This is a genomic window from Burkholderia sp. MSHR3999 (genome assembly GCF_000833595.1).
Taxonomy (GTDB): Bacteria; Pseudomonadota; Gammaproteobacteria; order Burkholderiales; family Burkholderiaceae; genus Burkholderia; species Burkholderia ubonensis.
The window spans coordinates 849,110-864,747 of sequence record NZ_JRFO01000001.1; the positions used below are offsets into that span (position 1 = coordinate 849,110).

Below are 15,638 nucleotides of genomic sequence, written 5' to 3' on the forward strand. Positions count from 1 at the left end.
GCCGGATCGATACGCAGGAGCGCACATGAGCACCTCTTCTGGCAAACCTGCGGTTTCGCTCGATCCGCACGCGGTCGACCTGTTCGAATTCGCCCGCAGCGGGCGGCAGGCGGCCGGCGCGGTGCGCCTTTCGCAGCTGCCGCGCATGTTAAACGAAGTGCCGGCGGACGCGCCAGATCGCGACACGGTCTTCACCTGGCAGGCGGAAGGGTTCACCCAGAACGAGCTGCAGGACGACGGCGCCGAGGGGCAGCAGCCTTATCTGCGCCTTGCGCTGCACGGCCATGCGTGGCTCACGTGCCAGCGCTGCATGAGTCCGTGCGACCAGGCGTTCGACGTCGACATGACGTACCGGGTCGTCGCGACCGAAGAAGAAGCTGAAGAATTTCCGCTCGACGACGATGAAGCCGATGTGATCGTGGGCTCCCGCCAGTTCGATCTCGTCGACTTGATCGAGGAGGAGTTGCTGCTTTCGCTGCCGCTCGTGCCCAAGCACGAGGTTTGCCCGGCGGTTCACGAAAGCCTCGTGTCGGGTGCGAGCGGTCCCTCGGACGAATCGGACGAAGCGTCCGAAGAAGACGGGGACGAAGGCAAACAGCCGAATCCGTTTGCAGCGCTCGAAGCGCTGAAGAAGGGCGGGGACGGCAACAAGAAACACTGAGCAGTGTGGCGCGGGAAGGCGTAGGGCCGTGGGCCAGGGTAGTTAAGCGCCGGATCGGGCTGTGTTAGAATCCGGAAAATTTTTAGGAGTTAGTCATGGCAGTCCAGCAAAACAAGAAGTCGCCGTCGAAGCGCGGCATGCATCGTTCGCACGATTTCCTGACGGCAGCGCCGCTGGCAGTCGAGCCGAGCACGGGTGAAGTGCACCTGCGTCACCACATCAGCCCGAACGGCTACTATCGCGGCAAGAAAGTCGTCAAGACGAAGAACGACTAAGCGTCATGTCACGCGTGCTGCGATCGCCGTTCGCGTGACCACTGGTTCGCTTGACACTTTCCTGGCTCAACAAAAAGGCGGCATTCAACTGCCGCTTTTTTGTGCCTGAAATTCGTCGCATTCCATGACTGTAAAGCTCACAATCGATTGCATGGGAGGCGACCACGGCCCGTCCGTGACCGTTCCCGCGGCAGTCAAGTTCGTTCGCGCGCACCCCGATGCGCACCTGATGCTCGTCGGCATCGAGAGTGCGATCCGTGCGCAGCTCAAGAAGTGCAAGGCGCTCGACGACCCTGCGCTGACCATCGTGCCCGCCACCGAAGTCGTGGCGATGGACGATCCGGTCGAAGTGGCATTGCGCAAGAAGAAGGATTCTTCGATGCGCGTCGCCCTCAACCAAGTCAAGGAAGGCCAGGCCCAGGCCTGCATCTCCGCCGGCAATACCGGCGCGCTGATGGCCGTCTCCCGTTACGTGCTCAAGACGCTGCCCGGCATCGAGCGGCCCGCGATCGCGTTCGCGCTGCCGAACCCGACCGGCTACACGATGATGCTGGACCTCGGCGCGAACGTCGATTGCGAACCGCAGCACCTGCTGCAGTTCGCGGAGATGGGGCACGCGCTCGTGGCGGCGCTCGAGGGCAAGGAGCGGCCGACCATCGGCCTCTTGAACATCGGCGAAGAGGTCATCAAGGGCAACGAGACGATCAAGCGCGCGGGTGAACTGCTGCGCGCAAGCACGCTCAATTTCCGCGGCAACGTCGAAGGTAACGACATCTACAAGGGCACGGTCGACGTGATCGTGTGCGACGGCTTCGTCGGCAACGTCGCACTGAAGACGTCCGAAGGCCTCGCGCAGATGCTGTCCGACATCATCCGCGAGGAATTCGGCCGCTCGCTGCTGTCGAATCTGATGGCCGTGCTCGCGCTGCCGGTGCTGCTGCGCTTCAAGAAGCGCGTCGACCACCGCCAGTACAACGGCGCGGCGCTGCTGGGCCTGAAGAGCCTCGTGATCAAGAGCCACGGCTCCGCGGACGCCTACGCGTTTGAGTGGGCGATCAAACGCGGGTATGATGCCGTCAAAAATGGCGTCCTGGAGCGCCTCGCGCGCGCGATGGCGGATAATTCCGGATCGCTCGGCGACGCCGCCGGGCATGACGCGAGCGGCGCAGGCCACGCGAGTCCCGCCGCAGGCCAGCACGCCGAGCCCTCCGCTGCGCTATCCTCTAAAGCATAAATGGCCCAATCGACTCTCTATTCCCGCGTGCTCGGCACGGGCAGCTTCCTGCCGCCCGACCGTGTCACGAACCAGCAGCTGGCCGATCGCCTTGCGAAGGACGGCATCGAGACGAGCGACGAGTGGATCGTTGCGCGCACGGGCATCCATGCGCGCCACTTCGCCGCACCGGACGTCGCGACGAGCGACCTCGCGCTTGAAGCGTCGCGACGCGCGATCGAGGCGGCCGATATCGATCCGCAGTCGATCGACCTGATCATCGTCGCGACTTCGACCCCCGATTTCGTGTTCCCGAGCACCGCTTGCCTGCTGCAGAGCAAGCTCGGCATCAAGAACGGCGGCGCCGCGTTCGACGTGCAGGCCGTGTGTTCCGGCTTCGCGTACGCGATGGCGACGGCCGACAGCTTCATCCGCAGCGGCCAGCACCGCACGGCGCTCGTCGTCGGCGCGGAGACGTTCTCGCGCATCCTCGACTTCAAGGACCGCACGACCTGCGTGCTGTTCGGCGACGGCGCGGGCGCGGTGATCCTGTCCGCCTCCGAGGAGCCGGGCGTGCTCGGCAGCGCGCTGCACGCGGACGGCAGCTACGCGGACATTCTCTGCGTGCCCGGCCACGTCAACGGCGGCGTGGTCGCCGGCAACGCATTCCTTCACATGGATGGCCAGGCCGTGTTCAAGCTCGCGGTCAACGTGCTCGAGAAGGTCGCGATCGAGGCGCTCGCCAAGGCGAACCTCGCGCCCGAGCAGGTCGACTGGCTGATTCCGCACCAGGCCAACATCCGCATCATGACGAGCACCTGCCGCAAGCTGGGCCTGCCGCAGGAGCGCATGGTCGTGACGGTCGGCGAACACGGCAACACGTCGGCCGCGTCGATTCCGCTCGCGCTCGACGCTGCGGTGCGCGACGGCCGCATCAAGCGCGGCCAGCACGTGCTGATCGAGGGCGTCGGCGGCGGCTTCACGTGGGGCGCGTCGGTGTTCCGCTTCTAAGCCGTCACACGCGACTGCTGCGCGTGCCTGCTGCGCGCGCTCCCATCCGGCGCGCCGTGCGCGCGCGCCGTCCGAATCGATTCAATTGGGGACGATATGAAATTTGCGTTCGTTTTTCCGGGGCAGGGCTCGCAGTCGGTCGGCATGCTCAATGCATTCGCCGATCTGGCTGTCGTGCGCGAAACGCTCCAGGAAGCGTCCGATGCGCTCAATCAGGATCTCGGCAAGCTGATCGCCGAAGGTCCGGCTGAAGAGCTGAATCTCACCACCAACACCCAGCCCGTGATGCTGACGGCCGCGTATGCGTGCTACCGCGCGTGGCAGCAGGCGGGCGGCCCGGCGCCGTCGATCGTCGCCGGCCACAGCCTCGGCGAATACACGGCGCTGGTTGCCGCCGGTGCGATCGCGTTCAAGGACGCGGTGCCGCTCGTGCGCTTCCGCGCGCAGGCGATGCAGACGGCGGTGCCGGTCGGCCAGGGCGGCATGGCCGCGATCCTCGGCCTCGACGACGACACGGTGCGTGCAGTGTGCGCCGAAGCCGCGCAAGCGGGCGTCGTCGAAGCGGTGAACTTCAACGCGCCGGCGCAGGTCGTCATCGCCGGCAACAAGGCGGCCGTCGAAAAGGCCTGCGAGATCGCGAAGGCGAAGGGCGCGAAGCGCGCGCTGCCGCTGCCGGTGTCGGCGCCGTTCCACTCGTCGCTGCTGAAGCCCGCATCGGACCAACTGCGCGACTACCTCGCGACCGTCGACGTGAAGGCGCCGCAGATCCCGGTGGTCAACAACATCGACGTCGCGGTCGTGAGCGATCCGGCCGCGATCAAGGACGCGCTGGTGCGTCAGGCCGCGGGCCCGGTGCGCTGGGTCGAGTGCGTGCGGCACATCGCCGGCACCGGCGTCACGCACGTGATCGAATGCGGTCCGGGCAAGGTGCTCGCGGGCCTCACGAAGCGCATCGACGCCAACCTGACGGGCGCGTCGGTGTTCGATCCGGCGTCGCTCGACGAAGCGCTCAAGCTGGCGACCGCCTGACCCGGCGGCGCCTTTCCACCAGAGACGGATATTCGATCCATGGAAAAGACTCTCGATAAACAGGTTGCGATCGTGACCGGCGCGTCGCGCGGCATCGGCCGGGCGATCGCGCTCGAGCTGGCGCGCCTGGGCGCGACGGTAATCGGCACGGCCACGAGCGAATCGGGCGCGTCCGCCATCACCGCGGCCTTCGCGGAAGCGGGCGTCACGGGACGCGGCGCGGTGCTGAACGTCAACGACGCGGCGGCGGCCGAAGCGCTGATCGACGCGACGGTCAAGGAATTCGGCGCGCTGCACGTGCTCGTCAACAACGCGGGCATTACGCAGGACCAGCTCGCGATGCGGATGAAGGACGAGGACTGGGACGCCGTGATCGACACCAACCTGAAGTCGGTGTTCCGCCTGTCGCGCGCAGTGCTGCGCCCGATGATGAAGGCGCGTGGCGGCCGCATCATCAACATCACGTCGGTGGTCGGCTCGGCCGGCAACCCGGGCCAGGCGAACTACGCGGCCGCGAAGGCCGGCGTCGCGGGCATGACCCGCGCGCTTGCGCGCGAGATCGGCAGCCGCGGCATCACGGTCAACTGCGTGGCGCCGGGCTTCATCGACACCGACATGACGAAGACGCTGCCGGAAGAACAGCAGGCCGCGCTCAAGACCCAGATTCCGCTTGGCCGCCTCGGCAGCCCGGAAGACATCGCCCATGCCGTCGCGTTCCTCGCATCGCCGCAGGCCGGTTACATCACCGGCACGACGCTGCACGTGAACGGCGGCATGTACATGTCGTAAGGATTTTCGTTTACCATCCGCGCCGTATCCGGTTATTGGCGGATCGGCGCTTGATCGACCATCAAGCCAACGCGCGTTTTGGCCGGCAGCAAACCTGATAAAATGCGCGCACTTGTAAATCTGAACTTTCCCTCGGAGGGGTAATGGACAATATCGAACAACGTGTCAAGAAGATCGTCGCTGAGCAGCTGGGCGTCGCAGAAGCCGAGATCAAGAACGAAGCTTCGTTCGTGAACGACCTGGGCGCCGACTCGCTCGACACCGTCGAGCTGGTGATGGCCCTGGAAGACGAGTTCGGCATGGAAATCCCGGACGAAGAAGCCGAGAAGATCACGACGGTTCAGCAAGCGATCGACTACGCTCGCGCAAACGTCAAGGCGTAAGCGCCATCCGCGCTTTTCGCGACTGTCGCATTTGACGCGCCATCCTGCCGGCATCCTTGCCGGACGGAGTAACAGCCACAGGGCTTGCAGGGCTGGTTCCTGTGGCCGCTGTGGCTTTTGTTTTTGTCATCCAATGGAAAAGAGGTTACCGTGAGCCGCCGTCGTGTTGTCGTTACAGGCCTGGGGCTGATTTCGCCTGTTGGCAATAGTGTTGCCGACGGCTGGGCCAATCTCGTCGCCGGCAAGTCCGGCATCGCCACCGTCACCAAATTCGATTCGTCGAACCTGGCCGTGCATTTCGCGGGCGAGGTGAAGGGCTTCAACGCCGAGGAATACATCCCGGCGAAGGAAGCCCGCAGCATGGACACCTTCATTCATTACGGCATTGCCGCCGGCATGCAGGCGTTCAGGGACAGCGGGCTGGAAGTGACCGAAGCCAATGCGGAACGCATCGGCGTGATGGTCGGCTCCGGCATCGGCGGCCTGCCGATGATCGAGGAAACCCATCAGACCTACGTCGATCGCGGCCCGCGCCGGATTTCGCCGTTCTTCGTGCCGGGTTCGATCATCAACATGATCTCGGGCCACCTGAGCATCATGTTCGGCCTGAAGGGCCCGAACCTCGCGGCCGTCACGGCCTGCACGACCGGCCTGCACAGCATCGGTCTCGCCGCGCGCCTGATCCAGGCCGGCGACGCCGACGTGATGGTCGCGGGCGGCGCCGAATCGACGGTGTCGCCGCTCGGCATCGGCGGCTTCGCGGCGGCGCGTGCGCTGTCGACCCGCAACGACGATCCGGCGACCGCGTCCCGTCCGTGGGACAAGGACCGCGACGGCTTCGTGCTGGGCGAGGGCGCAGGCGTGATGGTGCTGGAAGAGTACGAGTCGGCGAAGGCGCGCGGCGCAAAGATCTACGCGGAAGTCGCGGGCTTCGGCATGACGGGCGACGCGTACCACATGACCGCGCCGAACATGGACGGCCCGCGCCGCTGCATGGTCGCGGCACTGCGCGACGCCGGCATGAACCCGGACGAGGTCCAGTACCTGAACGCGCACGGCACGTCGACGCCGCTGGGCGACAAGAACGAATCCGATGCCGTGAAGGCTGCGTTCGGCGACCACGCGTACAAGCTCGTCGTGAACTCGACGAAGTCGATGACGGGCCACCTGCTGGGCGGCGCGGGCGGCCTCGAATCGGTGTTCACGGTGCTGGCGCTGCACAACAACGTGTCGCCGCCGACGATCAACATCTTCAACCAGGATCCGGAGTGCGATCTCGATTACTGCGCGAACACCGCGCGTGACATGAAGATCGACGTGGCCGTGAAGAACAATTTCGGCTTCGGCGGCACCAACGGCACGCTGGTGTTCAAGCGCGCCTGACGCGGAATCGCTTGACGAATCCTGTCGGAATCACGGCCGGGTGCCCGCAGCGTTTCGCGCTGCGGGCCTCGGCCGTGTTGTACGTGGCGCTGGCCGTTTTCATCGCGGCGGCTGCAGTGGCGGTGCACCTGTTCGTCGCGCCGCGTGCCGGCGTCGCGGCCGGGGCGGGGGCGCTGGCCGTGACGGCGGCGCTGCTGGCCTTCGGCGTGGCCCGTGCTTGCGCGCGGCGACTGCCGGCCGAGGTGCAGGTCGATGCGCTCGGCGAGGTTGCGGCATTCGGTCGCGCCGGGCAATTGCTCGCGCGCGGCCGTGTGACCGGTTACGCTCACTGGAGCAGCCTGCTGCTCGTGCTGTCGGTCGGGCAGGGCGGGCGCCGCGCGCGTCCGTTGCTGATTCCGGCCGACGCGCTCGACGCGCCGGCGTTCAGCGCGCTGTCCGTGCTGGCGAGAACCGCGACGGCGGCGCGGCCGGCGTGATGGTGTGGCCGTTACGCATCGTAACCAGCGGCCGGCGCGGGAACGCTACAATAGCCCTCCGCGTTGCATCCCTAGTTAACGGATTTGTCAGGTGAGTGAAAAAGAAATCGATCAGGTTCTGGTCGAGCGCGTTCAGAAAGGCGACAAGGCGGCGTTCGAACTCCTGGTCTCCAAATACCACCGCAAGATCATTCGGCTGATCTCGCGCCTCGTGCGGGACCCCGCCGAGGTCGAGGATGTGGCCCAGGACGCGTTCATCAAGGCGTACCGCGCGCTGCCGCAGTTCCGCGGCGAGTCCGCGTTCTACACGTGGTTGTACCGGATTGCCGTGAATACGGCGAAGAACTACCTTGCGACGCAGGGCCGCCGGGCGCCGACCTCGACCGAGGCGGATGCCGAGGAGGCGGAAACTTTCTCCGACGCAGACCAACTAAGGGATATCAACACGCCTGAGTCGATGTTGATGAGCAAGCAGATTGCCGAGACGGTCAATGCTGCAATGGCCGTTCTGCCCGAGGAGCTGCGCCAGGCGATCACGCTGCGCGAGATCGAAGGCCTGAGCTACGAGGAAATCGCGGAAATGATGGGCTGCCCGATCGGGACGGTTCGCTCGCGGATTTTCCGGGCGCGCGAGGCAATCGCGACAAAATTGCGTCCGCTGCTCGATACGCCCGAAGGCAAGCGCTGGTAAGCGCTGCGGGCGGACCGGCGCGGTCGGGGTCCAGTTACGATAGAGTCGTGAAGTCACGACGGGGTGTGCAAGATGGGGAGCATCATGGGGTCGGTCAATACGCAGTCGCAGGCGTGCCCGCGCGGCGAGCGCCTTTCCGCTCTGGTCGACGGCGAAATGTTCGACGGCCCGGATCACGGGCAGTTTCTGGCTGAGCTCGACCGCGCGGATCGCGCTGCGTGGGCCCACTACCACCTGATCGGCGATGCGCTGCGCTCGGACGAGCTGGCGCTGGCGCCGGCGATGAGCGCGTCGTTCACCGCGCGCCTGTCGGAGCGACTCGAAGCCGAGCCGCATCTGCTCGCGCCGGCCGCCGCGCCGGTTTCCCGCAGGCTGCTGTCACTGCGCCGGCGCGTCGTGCCGGCCTTCGCGGTTGCCGCGGCCGCCGCGACGCTGACGTGGATCGTCGTCCCGCAGATGCAGACGGCCGGCGCGCCGGGCGCCGTCCAGGTCGCATCGACCGGTGCGCCGCAGCAGAACGGCCTGCAGCGCGTGACGGTCGCGCAGGCGCCGTCGCAGCAGGGGCTGCAGGAGGCGAACATCATTCGCGACGCAAGCCTCGACCAATACCTTGAAGCGCATCAGCAATTCGCGCAGCAGCCCGTCGTCACGGGCTCGATGCCGCTGATTCGCGCTGCCGTGACCACGACGACGCCAAGCCAATAACCCGATGCGGACATTGCGGTTGAATCACGCCATCTCCGGATGGAAGCGGCTGCCGGCCTTCCTGCTTTGCGCAGCCGCGTTGTTGTCCGTTCAATCCCTTCACGCCAACGCCCAGCAGCCGGACGATCCCGTCGCGACCCGCAAGGCCGCCGCGGACTGGCTCGACCGCATCCAGCAGGCGGCGCAGCAGCAGAGTTACGAAGGCACGTTCGTCTACCAGCGAGGCGGATACGTGCAGTCGTCGCGGATCACGCATGTCGCTTCCCGCGACGGCGAATTCGAGCGGATCGAGAGTCTCGACGGCAAGCCCCGCAAGCTGCTGCGGCATAACGACGAGCTGTACACGTTCGTGCCCGAGCGCAAGCTGTGCGTCGTCGAGCGCCGGCAGGCCCGCGACTCGTTTCCCGCGCTGCTCGGTGCGAGCGGCGAGCATGTGATGTCGGTCTACGACGCGAAGCTGCTCGGCAAGGATCGCGTGGCGGGGCTCGATGCACAGGTCGTCGAACTGGCGCCGAAGGACGGGTACCGCTTCACCTACAAGCTGTGGGCCGACGCCCGCAGCGGCCTGCTGCTGCGCTCGCAGACGCTCGATGCGAGCGATCACGTGCTCGAGCAGATCGCGTTCTCCCAGTTGCAGATGGGTGGCGCGGGCGCAGCCGACAAGTCGGCGATCATGTCCGGCATGCGCAGCCTGAGCGGCTGGACGGTCGTGCACCCGCCGGTGGCGCCGGTCGACATGGAGGCGCAGGGCTGGCAGCTCGCGCCGAGCATCGCCGGCTTCCAGAAGATTCGCGAGGTGCGGCGGCCGATGGCCGCGCGCGATGCGGGCGACCCGCCGATTCCGGTCGATCAGGCCGTCTTTACCGACGGTCTCGCGACGGTCTCGGTGTTCGTCGAGCCGGCCGAGAAGAATACGCGCAAGGAAGGCGCGGGCAGCACCGGCGCGACGCACGTGCTCGTCAAGCGCCGCGGGGGCTACTGGATCACCGTGCTCGGCGAAGTGCCGCCGGCCACGTTGCAGCAATTCGCGTCTGCCATAGAATACAAGGCTTCCAAGTAACGTTTTTCGTTCCCGACATGATGAAACTCACGCTGCGCAAATGGCTGGCCGTTGCGGCGGTGGCGGCTTGCCTGCCGCTCATGCCGCATTCCGCGCGGCGGCGGCCCCGCCGCCAGCCTTCCCGATTTCGCGGATCTGGTCGAAAAGGTCGGGCCGGCCGTCGTCAACATCCGGACGACTGCCAACGTACCGTCGGGCGGCCCGCGCGGCGCGCTCCCGCCGGGTTTCGACAATGGCGACATGTCGGAATTCTTCCGCCGCTTCTTCGGCATTCCGCTGCCGCAGGCGCCGGGCAACCCGAAGAACGCGCCTCAGCCCGACAATCCGCCCGACACCGAGCAGAACCGCGGCGTCGGCTCGGGCTTCATCGTGTCGGCCGACGGCTACGTGATGACCAACGCGCACGTCATCGACGACGCCGACACGATCTACGTGACGCTGACCGACAAGCGCGAGTTCAAGGCGAAGCTGATCGGCGTCGACGATCGCACCGACGTCGCGGTCGTCAAGATCCAGGCGTCGAACCTGCCGGTCGTCGCGATCGGCGATTCGAACAAGGTGCGCGTCGGCGAGTGGGTCGTCGCGATCGGCTCGCCGTTCGGCCTGGACAACACGGTGACGGCCGGCATCGTCAGCTCGAAGAGCCGCAACACGGGCGACTACCTGCCGTTCATCCAGACCGACGTGGCCGTGAACCCCGGCAATTCCGGCGGCCCGCTGATCAACATGCAGGGCGAGGTGATCGGCATCAATTCGCAGATCTACAGCCGCACGGGCGGCTTCATGGGCATCTCGTTCGCGATCCCGATCGACGAGGCGATGCGCGTGGCCGACCAGCTGAAGGCGACCGGCAAGGTCACGCGCGGCCGGATCGCGGTGGCGATCGGCGAGGTGACGAAGGACGTGGCCGACTCGATCGGCCTGCCGAAGACGGAAGGCGCGCTCGTCAGCAGCGTCGAGCCGGGTGGGCCGGCCGACAAGGCGGGCGTCCAGCCGGGCGACATCATCCTGAAGTTCAACGGCAAGCCGGTCGACACGGCGTCGGATCTGCCGCGCATGGTCGGCGACACGAAGCCGGGCGCGAAGGCGACGATCAACGTGTGGCGCAAGGGGCAGGCACGCGATCTGCCGATCACGATCGCCGAGACGCCGGCCGAAACGACTGCGAAGGCCGATCCGGGCAAGAAGCCGCCGCAGAAGCCACGCCAGAGCAACGCGCTCGGCTTGACGGTCAGCGACATTCCGGCCGACCAGCTGAAGGCGCTGAAGCTGAGGAGCGGCGTGCAGGTCGACGGCGTCGACGGTCCGGCGGCGCGCGCGGGGCTGCAACGCGGCGACATCGTGCTGCGCGTCGGCGACACCGACATCACGAGCGCGAAGCAGTTCGCCGACGTCACCGCCCAGCTCGATCCGCAAAAGGCGGTCGCGGTGCTGGTGCGGCGCGGCGACAATACGCAGTTCTTCCCGCTGCGTCCGCGCCAGAAGTAACGCGAGCGCGATGTTCACGCTCTACGGCCGCGGCTGGTGCCACCTGTGCGACGACATGCGCGACGCACTGGCGCCGGTGGCGACCGAATTCGGCGTGACGGTCGACTACGTCGACATCGACGCGGACGCGGCGCTCGTCGCCCGCTACGACGAGGACGTGCCGGTGCTGCTGCTGGATGGCGCGGAAGTGTGCCGTCACCGCTTCGACGAGATGCGGGTGCGGAACGCGCTCGCCGCGCGGCGCTGAGGCCCGGCGGCGGCCGGTCGCCAAAATGCCGCCCGGCGGGGGGCTTTTCGGCTAAAATAGGCTGTTTTTTCACCGACTTACACAAGGCGTGCTCCGCAGTCGTCGAGCGCGCCTTTTTCGCTTGATCGGCACTGAATGGATCATATTCGCAATTTCTCGATCATCGCGCACATCGACCATGGCAAGTCGACGCTCGCGGATCGCATCATCCAGGTATGCGGTGGGCTTGCCGACCGTGAAATGGAAGCGCAGGTGCTCGACTCGATGGATATCGAGCGCGAGCGCGGCATCACGATCAAGGCGCAGACTGCCGCGCTGTCGTATCGCGCGCGCGACGGCAAGGTGTACAACCTGAACCTGATCGACACGCCGGGGCACGTCGACTTCTCGTACGAGGTCAGCCGCTCGCTGTCCGCGTGCGAAGGCGCGCTGCTCGTGGTCGACGCGAGCCAGGGCGTCGAGGCGCAGACGGTCGCCAACTGCTACACGGCGATCGAGCTGGGCGTCGAGGTCGTGCCCGTGCTGAACAAGATCGACCTGCCGGCCGCGAATCCCGAGAGCGCGATCGAGGAGATCGAGGACGTGATCGGCATCGACGCGATGGACGCCACCCGCTGCAGCGCGAAGACGGGCCTCGGCGTCGAGGACGTGCTCGAAGCGCTGGTCGCGAAGGTGCCGCCGCCGAAGGGCGACCCGGCCGCGCCGCTGCAGGCGCTGATCATCGACTCGTGGTTCGACAACTACGTCGGCGTCGTGATGCTCGTGCGCATCGTCAACGGCACGCTGCGTCCGAAGGAAAAGATCAAGCTGATGGCGACCGGCGCGCAGTATCCGGTCGAGCACATCGGCGTGTTCACGCCGAAGTCGCGCAATCTCGAATCGCTGTCGGCGGGGCAGGTGGGCTTCATCATCGCCGGCATCAAGGAACTGAACGCCGCGAAGGTGGGCGACACGGTCACGCACGCGACCAAGCCGGCCGCCGAGCCGCTGCCGGGCTTCAAGGAAGTGAAGCCGCAGGTGTTCGCGGGCCTGTACCCGGTCGAGGCGAACCAGTACGACGCGCTGCGCGAATCGCTGGAAAAGCTCAAGCTCAACGACGCGTCGCTGCAGTACGAGCCGGAAGTGTCGCAGGCGCTCGGCTTCGGCTTCCGCTGCGGCTTCCTCGGCCTGCTGCACATGGAGATCGTGCAGGAGCGGCTCGAGCGCGAGTTCGACATGGACCTCATCACGACCGCGCCCACCGTGGTCTACGAGGTCGTGCAGAGCGACGGCACGACGATCATGGTCGAGAACCCGGCGAAGATGCCGGAGCCCGCGCGGATCGGCGAGATCCGCGAGCCGATCGTCACCGTGAACCTGTACATGCCGCAGGACTATGTCGGCTCGGTCATCACGCTGTGCGAGCAGAAGCGCGGCGTGCAGATCAACATGCAGTACCACGGTCGCCAGGTGCAGCTCACGTACGAAATCCCGATGGCCGAGATCGTGCTCGACTTCTTCGATCGCCTGAAGTCGGTGTCGCGCGGCTATGCATCGATGGACTACGAGTTCAAGGAATACCGTTCCGCGGACGTCGTGAAGGTCGACATGCTGATCAACGGCGACAAGGTCGATGCGCTGTCGATCATCGTGCACCGTTCGCAGTCGCAGTACCGCGGCCGCGAAGTCGCCGCGAAGATGCGCGAGATCATCCCGCGCCAGATGTACGACGTGGCGATCCAGGCCGCGATCGGCGCACACATCATCGCGCGCGAGAACATCAAGGCGCTGCGCAAGAACGTGCTCGCGAAGTGCTACGGCGGCGACATCACGCGGAAGAAGAAACTGCTCGAGAAGCAGAAGGAAGGCAAGAAGCGGATGAAGCAGGTGGGTTCGGTCGAGATTCCGCAGGAAGCGTTCCTGGCGATCTTGCGCGTCGAAGACAAATAACAGGACTGATCCTTTTATGAATTTTGCGCTGATTCTTTTTGTGCTCGTCGCACTGACGGGCGTGGCGTGGGTTGCGGACAAGATGGTGTTCCTGCCGCAGCGCCGGCGGGCGGCCGATGCGGCAGTCGACGCGTTCGACCAGCAGCAGTCGCGCATCGACAAGCGTTTCGCCGACGAGAACGCGGTGCAGACCCGTTCGAAGCTGCGCGACGAGAAGCTGCGCCAGCCGTGGTGGCTCGAGTACACCGCGAGCTTCTTCCCGGTAATCCTCGCGGTGTTCGTCGTGCGTTCGTTCATCGTCGAGCCGTTCAAGATCCCGTCGGGCTCGATGGTGCCGACGCTGCTCGTCGGCGACTTCATCCTCGTCAACAAGTTCGACTACGGCCTGCGCATGCCGGTCACGAACACGAAGCTCACGCAAGGCCGTCCGCTCGAACGCGGCGACGTCGTCGTGTTCCGCTACCCGAAGGACGAGTCGGTCGACTACATCAAGCGCGTGATCGGTCTGCCGGGCGACACCGTCGCCTACCAGGACAAGCAGCTGACGATCAACGGCAAGGCGGTGCCCGAAACGCCGCTGGCCGACTACTTCGACGAAGAGCGGCAGAACTACGCGAAGCAGTTCGAGGAATCGCTCGGCGGCCGCAAGAACGCGATCCTCAACAACCCCGCGGTGCCGCCGTTCGTGATGGGCGCATACGACTATCCGTATCGCGACAATTGCACGTACAACAGCCGCGGCGTGATCTGCAAGGTGCCGGCGGGCCATTACTTCATGATGGGCGACAACCGCGACAACAGCGCGGACAGCCGCTACTGGGGCTTCGTGCCGGACCAGAACATCGTCGGCCGCGCGTTCTTCATCTGGATGAACTTCGGCGACCTGAAGCGGATCGGCTCCTTCAACTGATCCCGATCGATGCACGCGCAATGCGCGGCGCCCGGGCCGCGCCGCGTATTGCCGAACTACTTTAAGAACCGGCGGTAACACCGCTTCGTCATGCCTTTTCGGGGCCGGCTGCGTCGTTTCGGCGCGACCGGCGCCCGCGTTATACTCCTGCACATGCCCCTATCTCAGTTGGAAAGCCGGCTGCGCTATGAATTTCGCAATGCGGAATTGCTGCGCCAGGCTTTGACCCATCGCAGTCACAGTGCCACGCACAACGAGCGGCTCGAGTTCCTCGGCGATTCCGTTCTCAATTGCGCGGTGGCCGCCCTTTTGTTCCAGCGTTTCGGCAAGCTGGACGAAGGCGATCTGTCGCGGGTGCGGGCGAACCTCGTCAAGCAGCAGTCGCTGTACGAAATTGCTCAGGCCCTGAATATTTCCGACGGGCTGCGGCTGGGCGAGGGCGAACTGCGCAGCGGCGGGTTCCGCCGCCCGTCGATCCTCGCGGACGCATTCGAAGCCATCATCGGGGCCGTATTCCTCGATGGCGGCTTCGAAGCCGCCCAAGGGGTGATCAAGCGGCTCTACATCCCGATCCTCGACCACATCGATCCGCGCACGCTCGGCAAGGACGCGAAGACGCTGCTGCAGGAATACCTGCAGGGGCACAAGATCGCGTTGCCGACCTACACGGTCGTCGCGACGCATGGTGCGGCGCACAATCAGCAGTTCGAGGTCGAATGCACGGTGCCGAAGCTGGACGTCAAGGTGTCCGGTTCCGGCGCGAGCCGTCGCGCGGCCGAGCAGGCCGCCGCGAAGAAGGCGCTCGACGAAGTGGTCGCGGCCGCGCCGATGCTGGCCGCGAAGCCGAAACGTTCGAAGAACGCACGCGCGGCCAAGCACGTGGAGCCGGAAATCGTGCCCGGCGTGAAAGGCGTGCAGGAAGCGCTCGACCTGCGCTCGCCCGAACGGAAGGAGCGCGCCGCGGCGCGCGCCGAAGCGAAGGCCGCGGCGGCTTCGGCAGGCGCGAGCAGCGTGGCGGAGGCGGTCGAGCGCGCGGCGCAGGCGCCGGTGGCCGCGATTCGCGCCGCGCATGTCGAGCACGGTGCGGACAAGGCCGAGCGGGCGGCGAAGCCGGCGACGGACAAGCCCGCGGACCGCGCCGATGCCGCGCCGAAACCTGCCGACAAGGCGGTCGAGCGAACCGATGCCGCGCCGCGTGCAGCCGACAAGCCTGCCGACCACCGCGCCGACGCGGCGCCTCACGCGGCCGAGAAGACCGAGAAGGCCGCCGAGCGCGCCGCGCCGCGCGTGCGCGACGTGACGCCCGGCCAGGATGCGTCGTCCGGCGAAACGAGCCTCGCCGCTGCGCCGGCGCGCGTGGCCGATGCCGGCCACTGAATTGCCCATCG

General features: G+C 66.3%; 16 protein-coding genes and 1 pseudogene. All 17 read left to right on the forward strand.

Annotated elements, in window-relative coordinates; all coding sequences use genetic code 11:
- The first annotated feature begins 25 nt into the window (after window positions 1-25).
- The 17 genes and pseudogenes from KY49_RS04130 (at window position 26) to rnc (ending at window position 15,627) form a co-directional block, all read left to right on the forward strand.
- The gene (locus tag KY49_RS04130) at window positions 26-661 is read left to right on the forward strand and encodes a DUF177 domain-containing protein (protein WP_010091827.1); all 636 of its coding nucleotides are present in this window, start codon (window positions 26-28) and stop codon (window positions 659-661) included.
- A gap of 95 nt (window positions 662-756) precedes the next feature.
- A complete protein-coding gene (gene rpmF / locus KY49_RS04135; RefSeq protein ID WP_006401275.1) occupies window positions 757-936 on the forward strand; it encodes a 50S ribosomal protein L32 in 180 nt (59 codons plus the stop codon).
- Between the two features lie 124 nt (window positions 937-1,060).
- On the forward strand, window positions 1,061-2,170 hold the full coding sequence (plsX, locus tag KY49_RS04140; RefSeq protein WP_042583469.1) for a phosphate acyltransferase PlsX: 1,110 nt from the start codon (window positions 1,061-1,063) through the stop codon (window positions 2,168-2,170).
- The gene (locus KY49_RS04145; RefSeq protein ID WP_042583470.1) at window positions 2,171-3,160 is read left to right on the forward strand and encodes a beta-ketoacyl-ACP synthase III; all 990 of its coding nucleotides are present in this window, start codon (window positions 2,171-2,173) and stop codon (window positions 3,158-3,160) included.
- A 96-nt stretch (window positions 3,161-3,256) separates the two neighbouring features.
- Complete coding sequence (gene fabD, locus KY49_RS04150) at window positions 3,257-4,189, forward strand: ACP S-malonyltransferase (protein ID WP_042583471.1); 933 nt, start codon at window positions 3,257-3,259, stop codon at window positions 4,187-4,189.
- Window positions 4,190-4,228: 39 nt separating this feature from the next.
- A complete protein-coding gene (fabG, locus tag KY49_RS04155) occupies window positions 4,229-4,978 on the forward strand; it encodes a 3-oxoacyl-ACP reductase FabG (RefSeq protein ID WP_010091831.1) in 750 nt (249 codons plus the stop codon).
- 143 nt (window positions 4,979-5,121) lie between these two features.
- Window positions 5,122-5,361, forward strand: a complete 240-nt coding sequence (gene acpP, locus KY49_RS04160; RefSeq protein ID WP_004197638.1) for an acyl carrier protein — start codon at window positions 5,122-5,124, stop codon at window positions 5,359-5,361.
- A 150-nt stretch (window positions 5,362-5,511) separates the two neighbouring features.
- Entirely contained in the window at window positions 5,512-6,744 is a 1,233-nt protein-coding gene (gene fabF / locus KY49_RS04165; protein ID WP_042583472.1) for a beta-ketoacyl-ACP synthase II, read from the forward strand.
- Window positions 6,745-6,818: 74 nt separating this feature from the next.
- Entirely contained in the window at window positions 6,819-7,220 is a 402-nt protein-coding gene (locus KY49_RS04170; protein WP_370445456.1) for a hypothetical protein, read from the forward strand.
- Window positions 7,221-7,311: 91 nt separating this feature from the next.
- Window positions 7,312-7,911, forward strand: coding sequence for an RNA polymerase sigma factor RpoE (rpoE, locus tag KY49_RS04175; RefSeq protein ID WP_042583474.1), 600 nt, complete (start codon window positions 7,312-7,314; stop codon window positions 7,909-7,911).
- Between the two features lie 84 nt (window positions 7,912-7,995).
- The gene (locus KY49_RS04180; protein ID WP_042583475.1) at window positions 7,996-8,616 is read left to right on the forward strand and encodes a sigma-E factor negative regulatory protein; all 621 of its coding nucleotides are present in this window, start codon (window positions 7,996-7,998) and stop codon (window positions 8,614-8,616) included.
- Window positions 8,617-8,620: 4 nt separating this feature from the next.
- Window positions 8,621-9,676 (forward strand): MucB/RseB C-terminal domain-containing protein, encoded by a 1,056-nt coding sequence (locus KY49_RS04185; RefSeq protein WP_042583476.1) that lies wholly within the window; start codon window positions 8,621-8,623, stop codon window positions 9,674-9,676.
- Window positions 9,677-9,693: 17 nt separating this feature from the next.
- Window positions 9,694-11,164 (forward strand): annotated as a pseudogene (locus KY49_RS04190) (DegQ family serine endoprotease).
- Between the two features lie 10 nt (window positions 11,165-11,174).
- Entirely contained in the window at window positions 11,175-11,411 is a 237-nt protein-coding gene (locus tag KY49_RS04195; RefSeq protein WP_042583477.1) for a glutaredoxin family protein, read from the forward strand.
- A 135-nt stretch (window positions 11,412-11,546) separates the two neighbouring features.
- On the forward strand, window positions 11,547-13,340 hold the full coding sequence (lepA, locus tag KY49_RS04200) for a translation elongation factor 4 (RefSeq protein ID WP_042583478.1): 1,794 nt from the start codon (window positions 11,547-11,549) through the stop codon (window positions 13,338-13,340).
- A 16-nt stretch (window positions 13,341-13,356) separates the two neighbouring features.
- Complete coding sequence (gene lepB / locus KY49_RS04205) at window positions 13,357-14,250, forward strand: signal peptidase I (RefSeq protein WP_042583479.1); 894 nt, start codon at window positions 13,357-13,359, stop codon at window positions 14,248-14,250.
- A 153-nt stretch (window positions 14,251-14,403) separates the two neighbouring features.
- Window positions 14,404-15,627, forward strand: a complete 1,224-nt coding sequence (gene rnc, locus KY49_RS04210) for a ribonuclease III (protein WP_042583480.1) — start codon at window positions 14,404-14,406, stop codon at window positions 15,625-15,627.
- The last annotated feature ends 11 nt before the right edge of the window (window positions 15,628-15,638 follow it).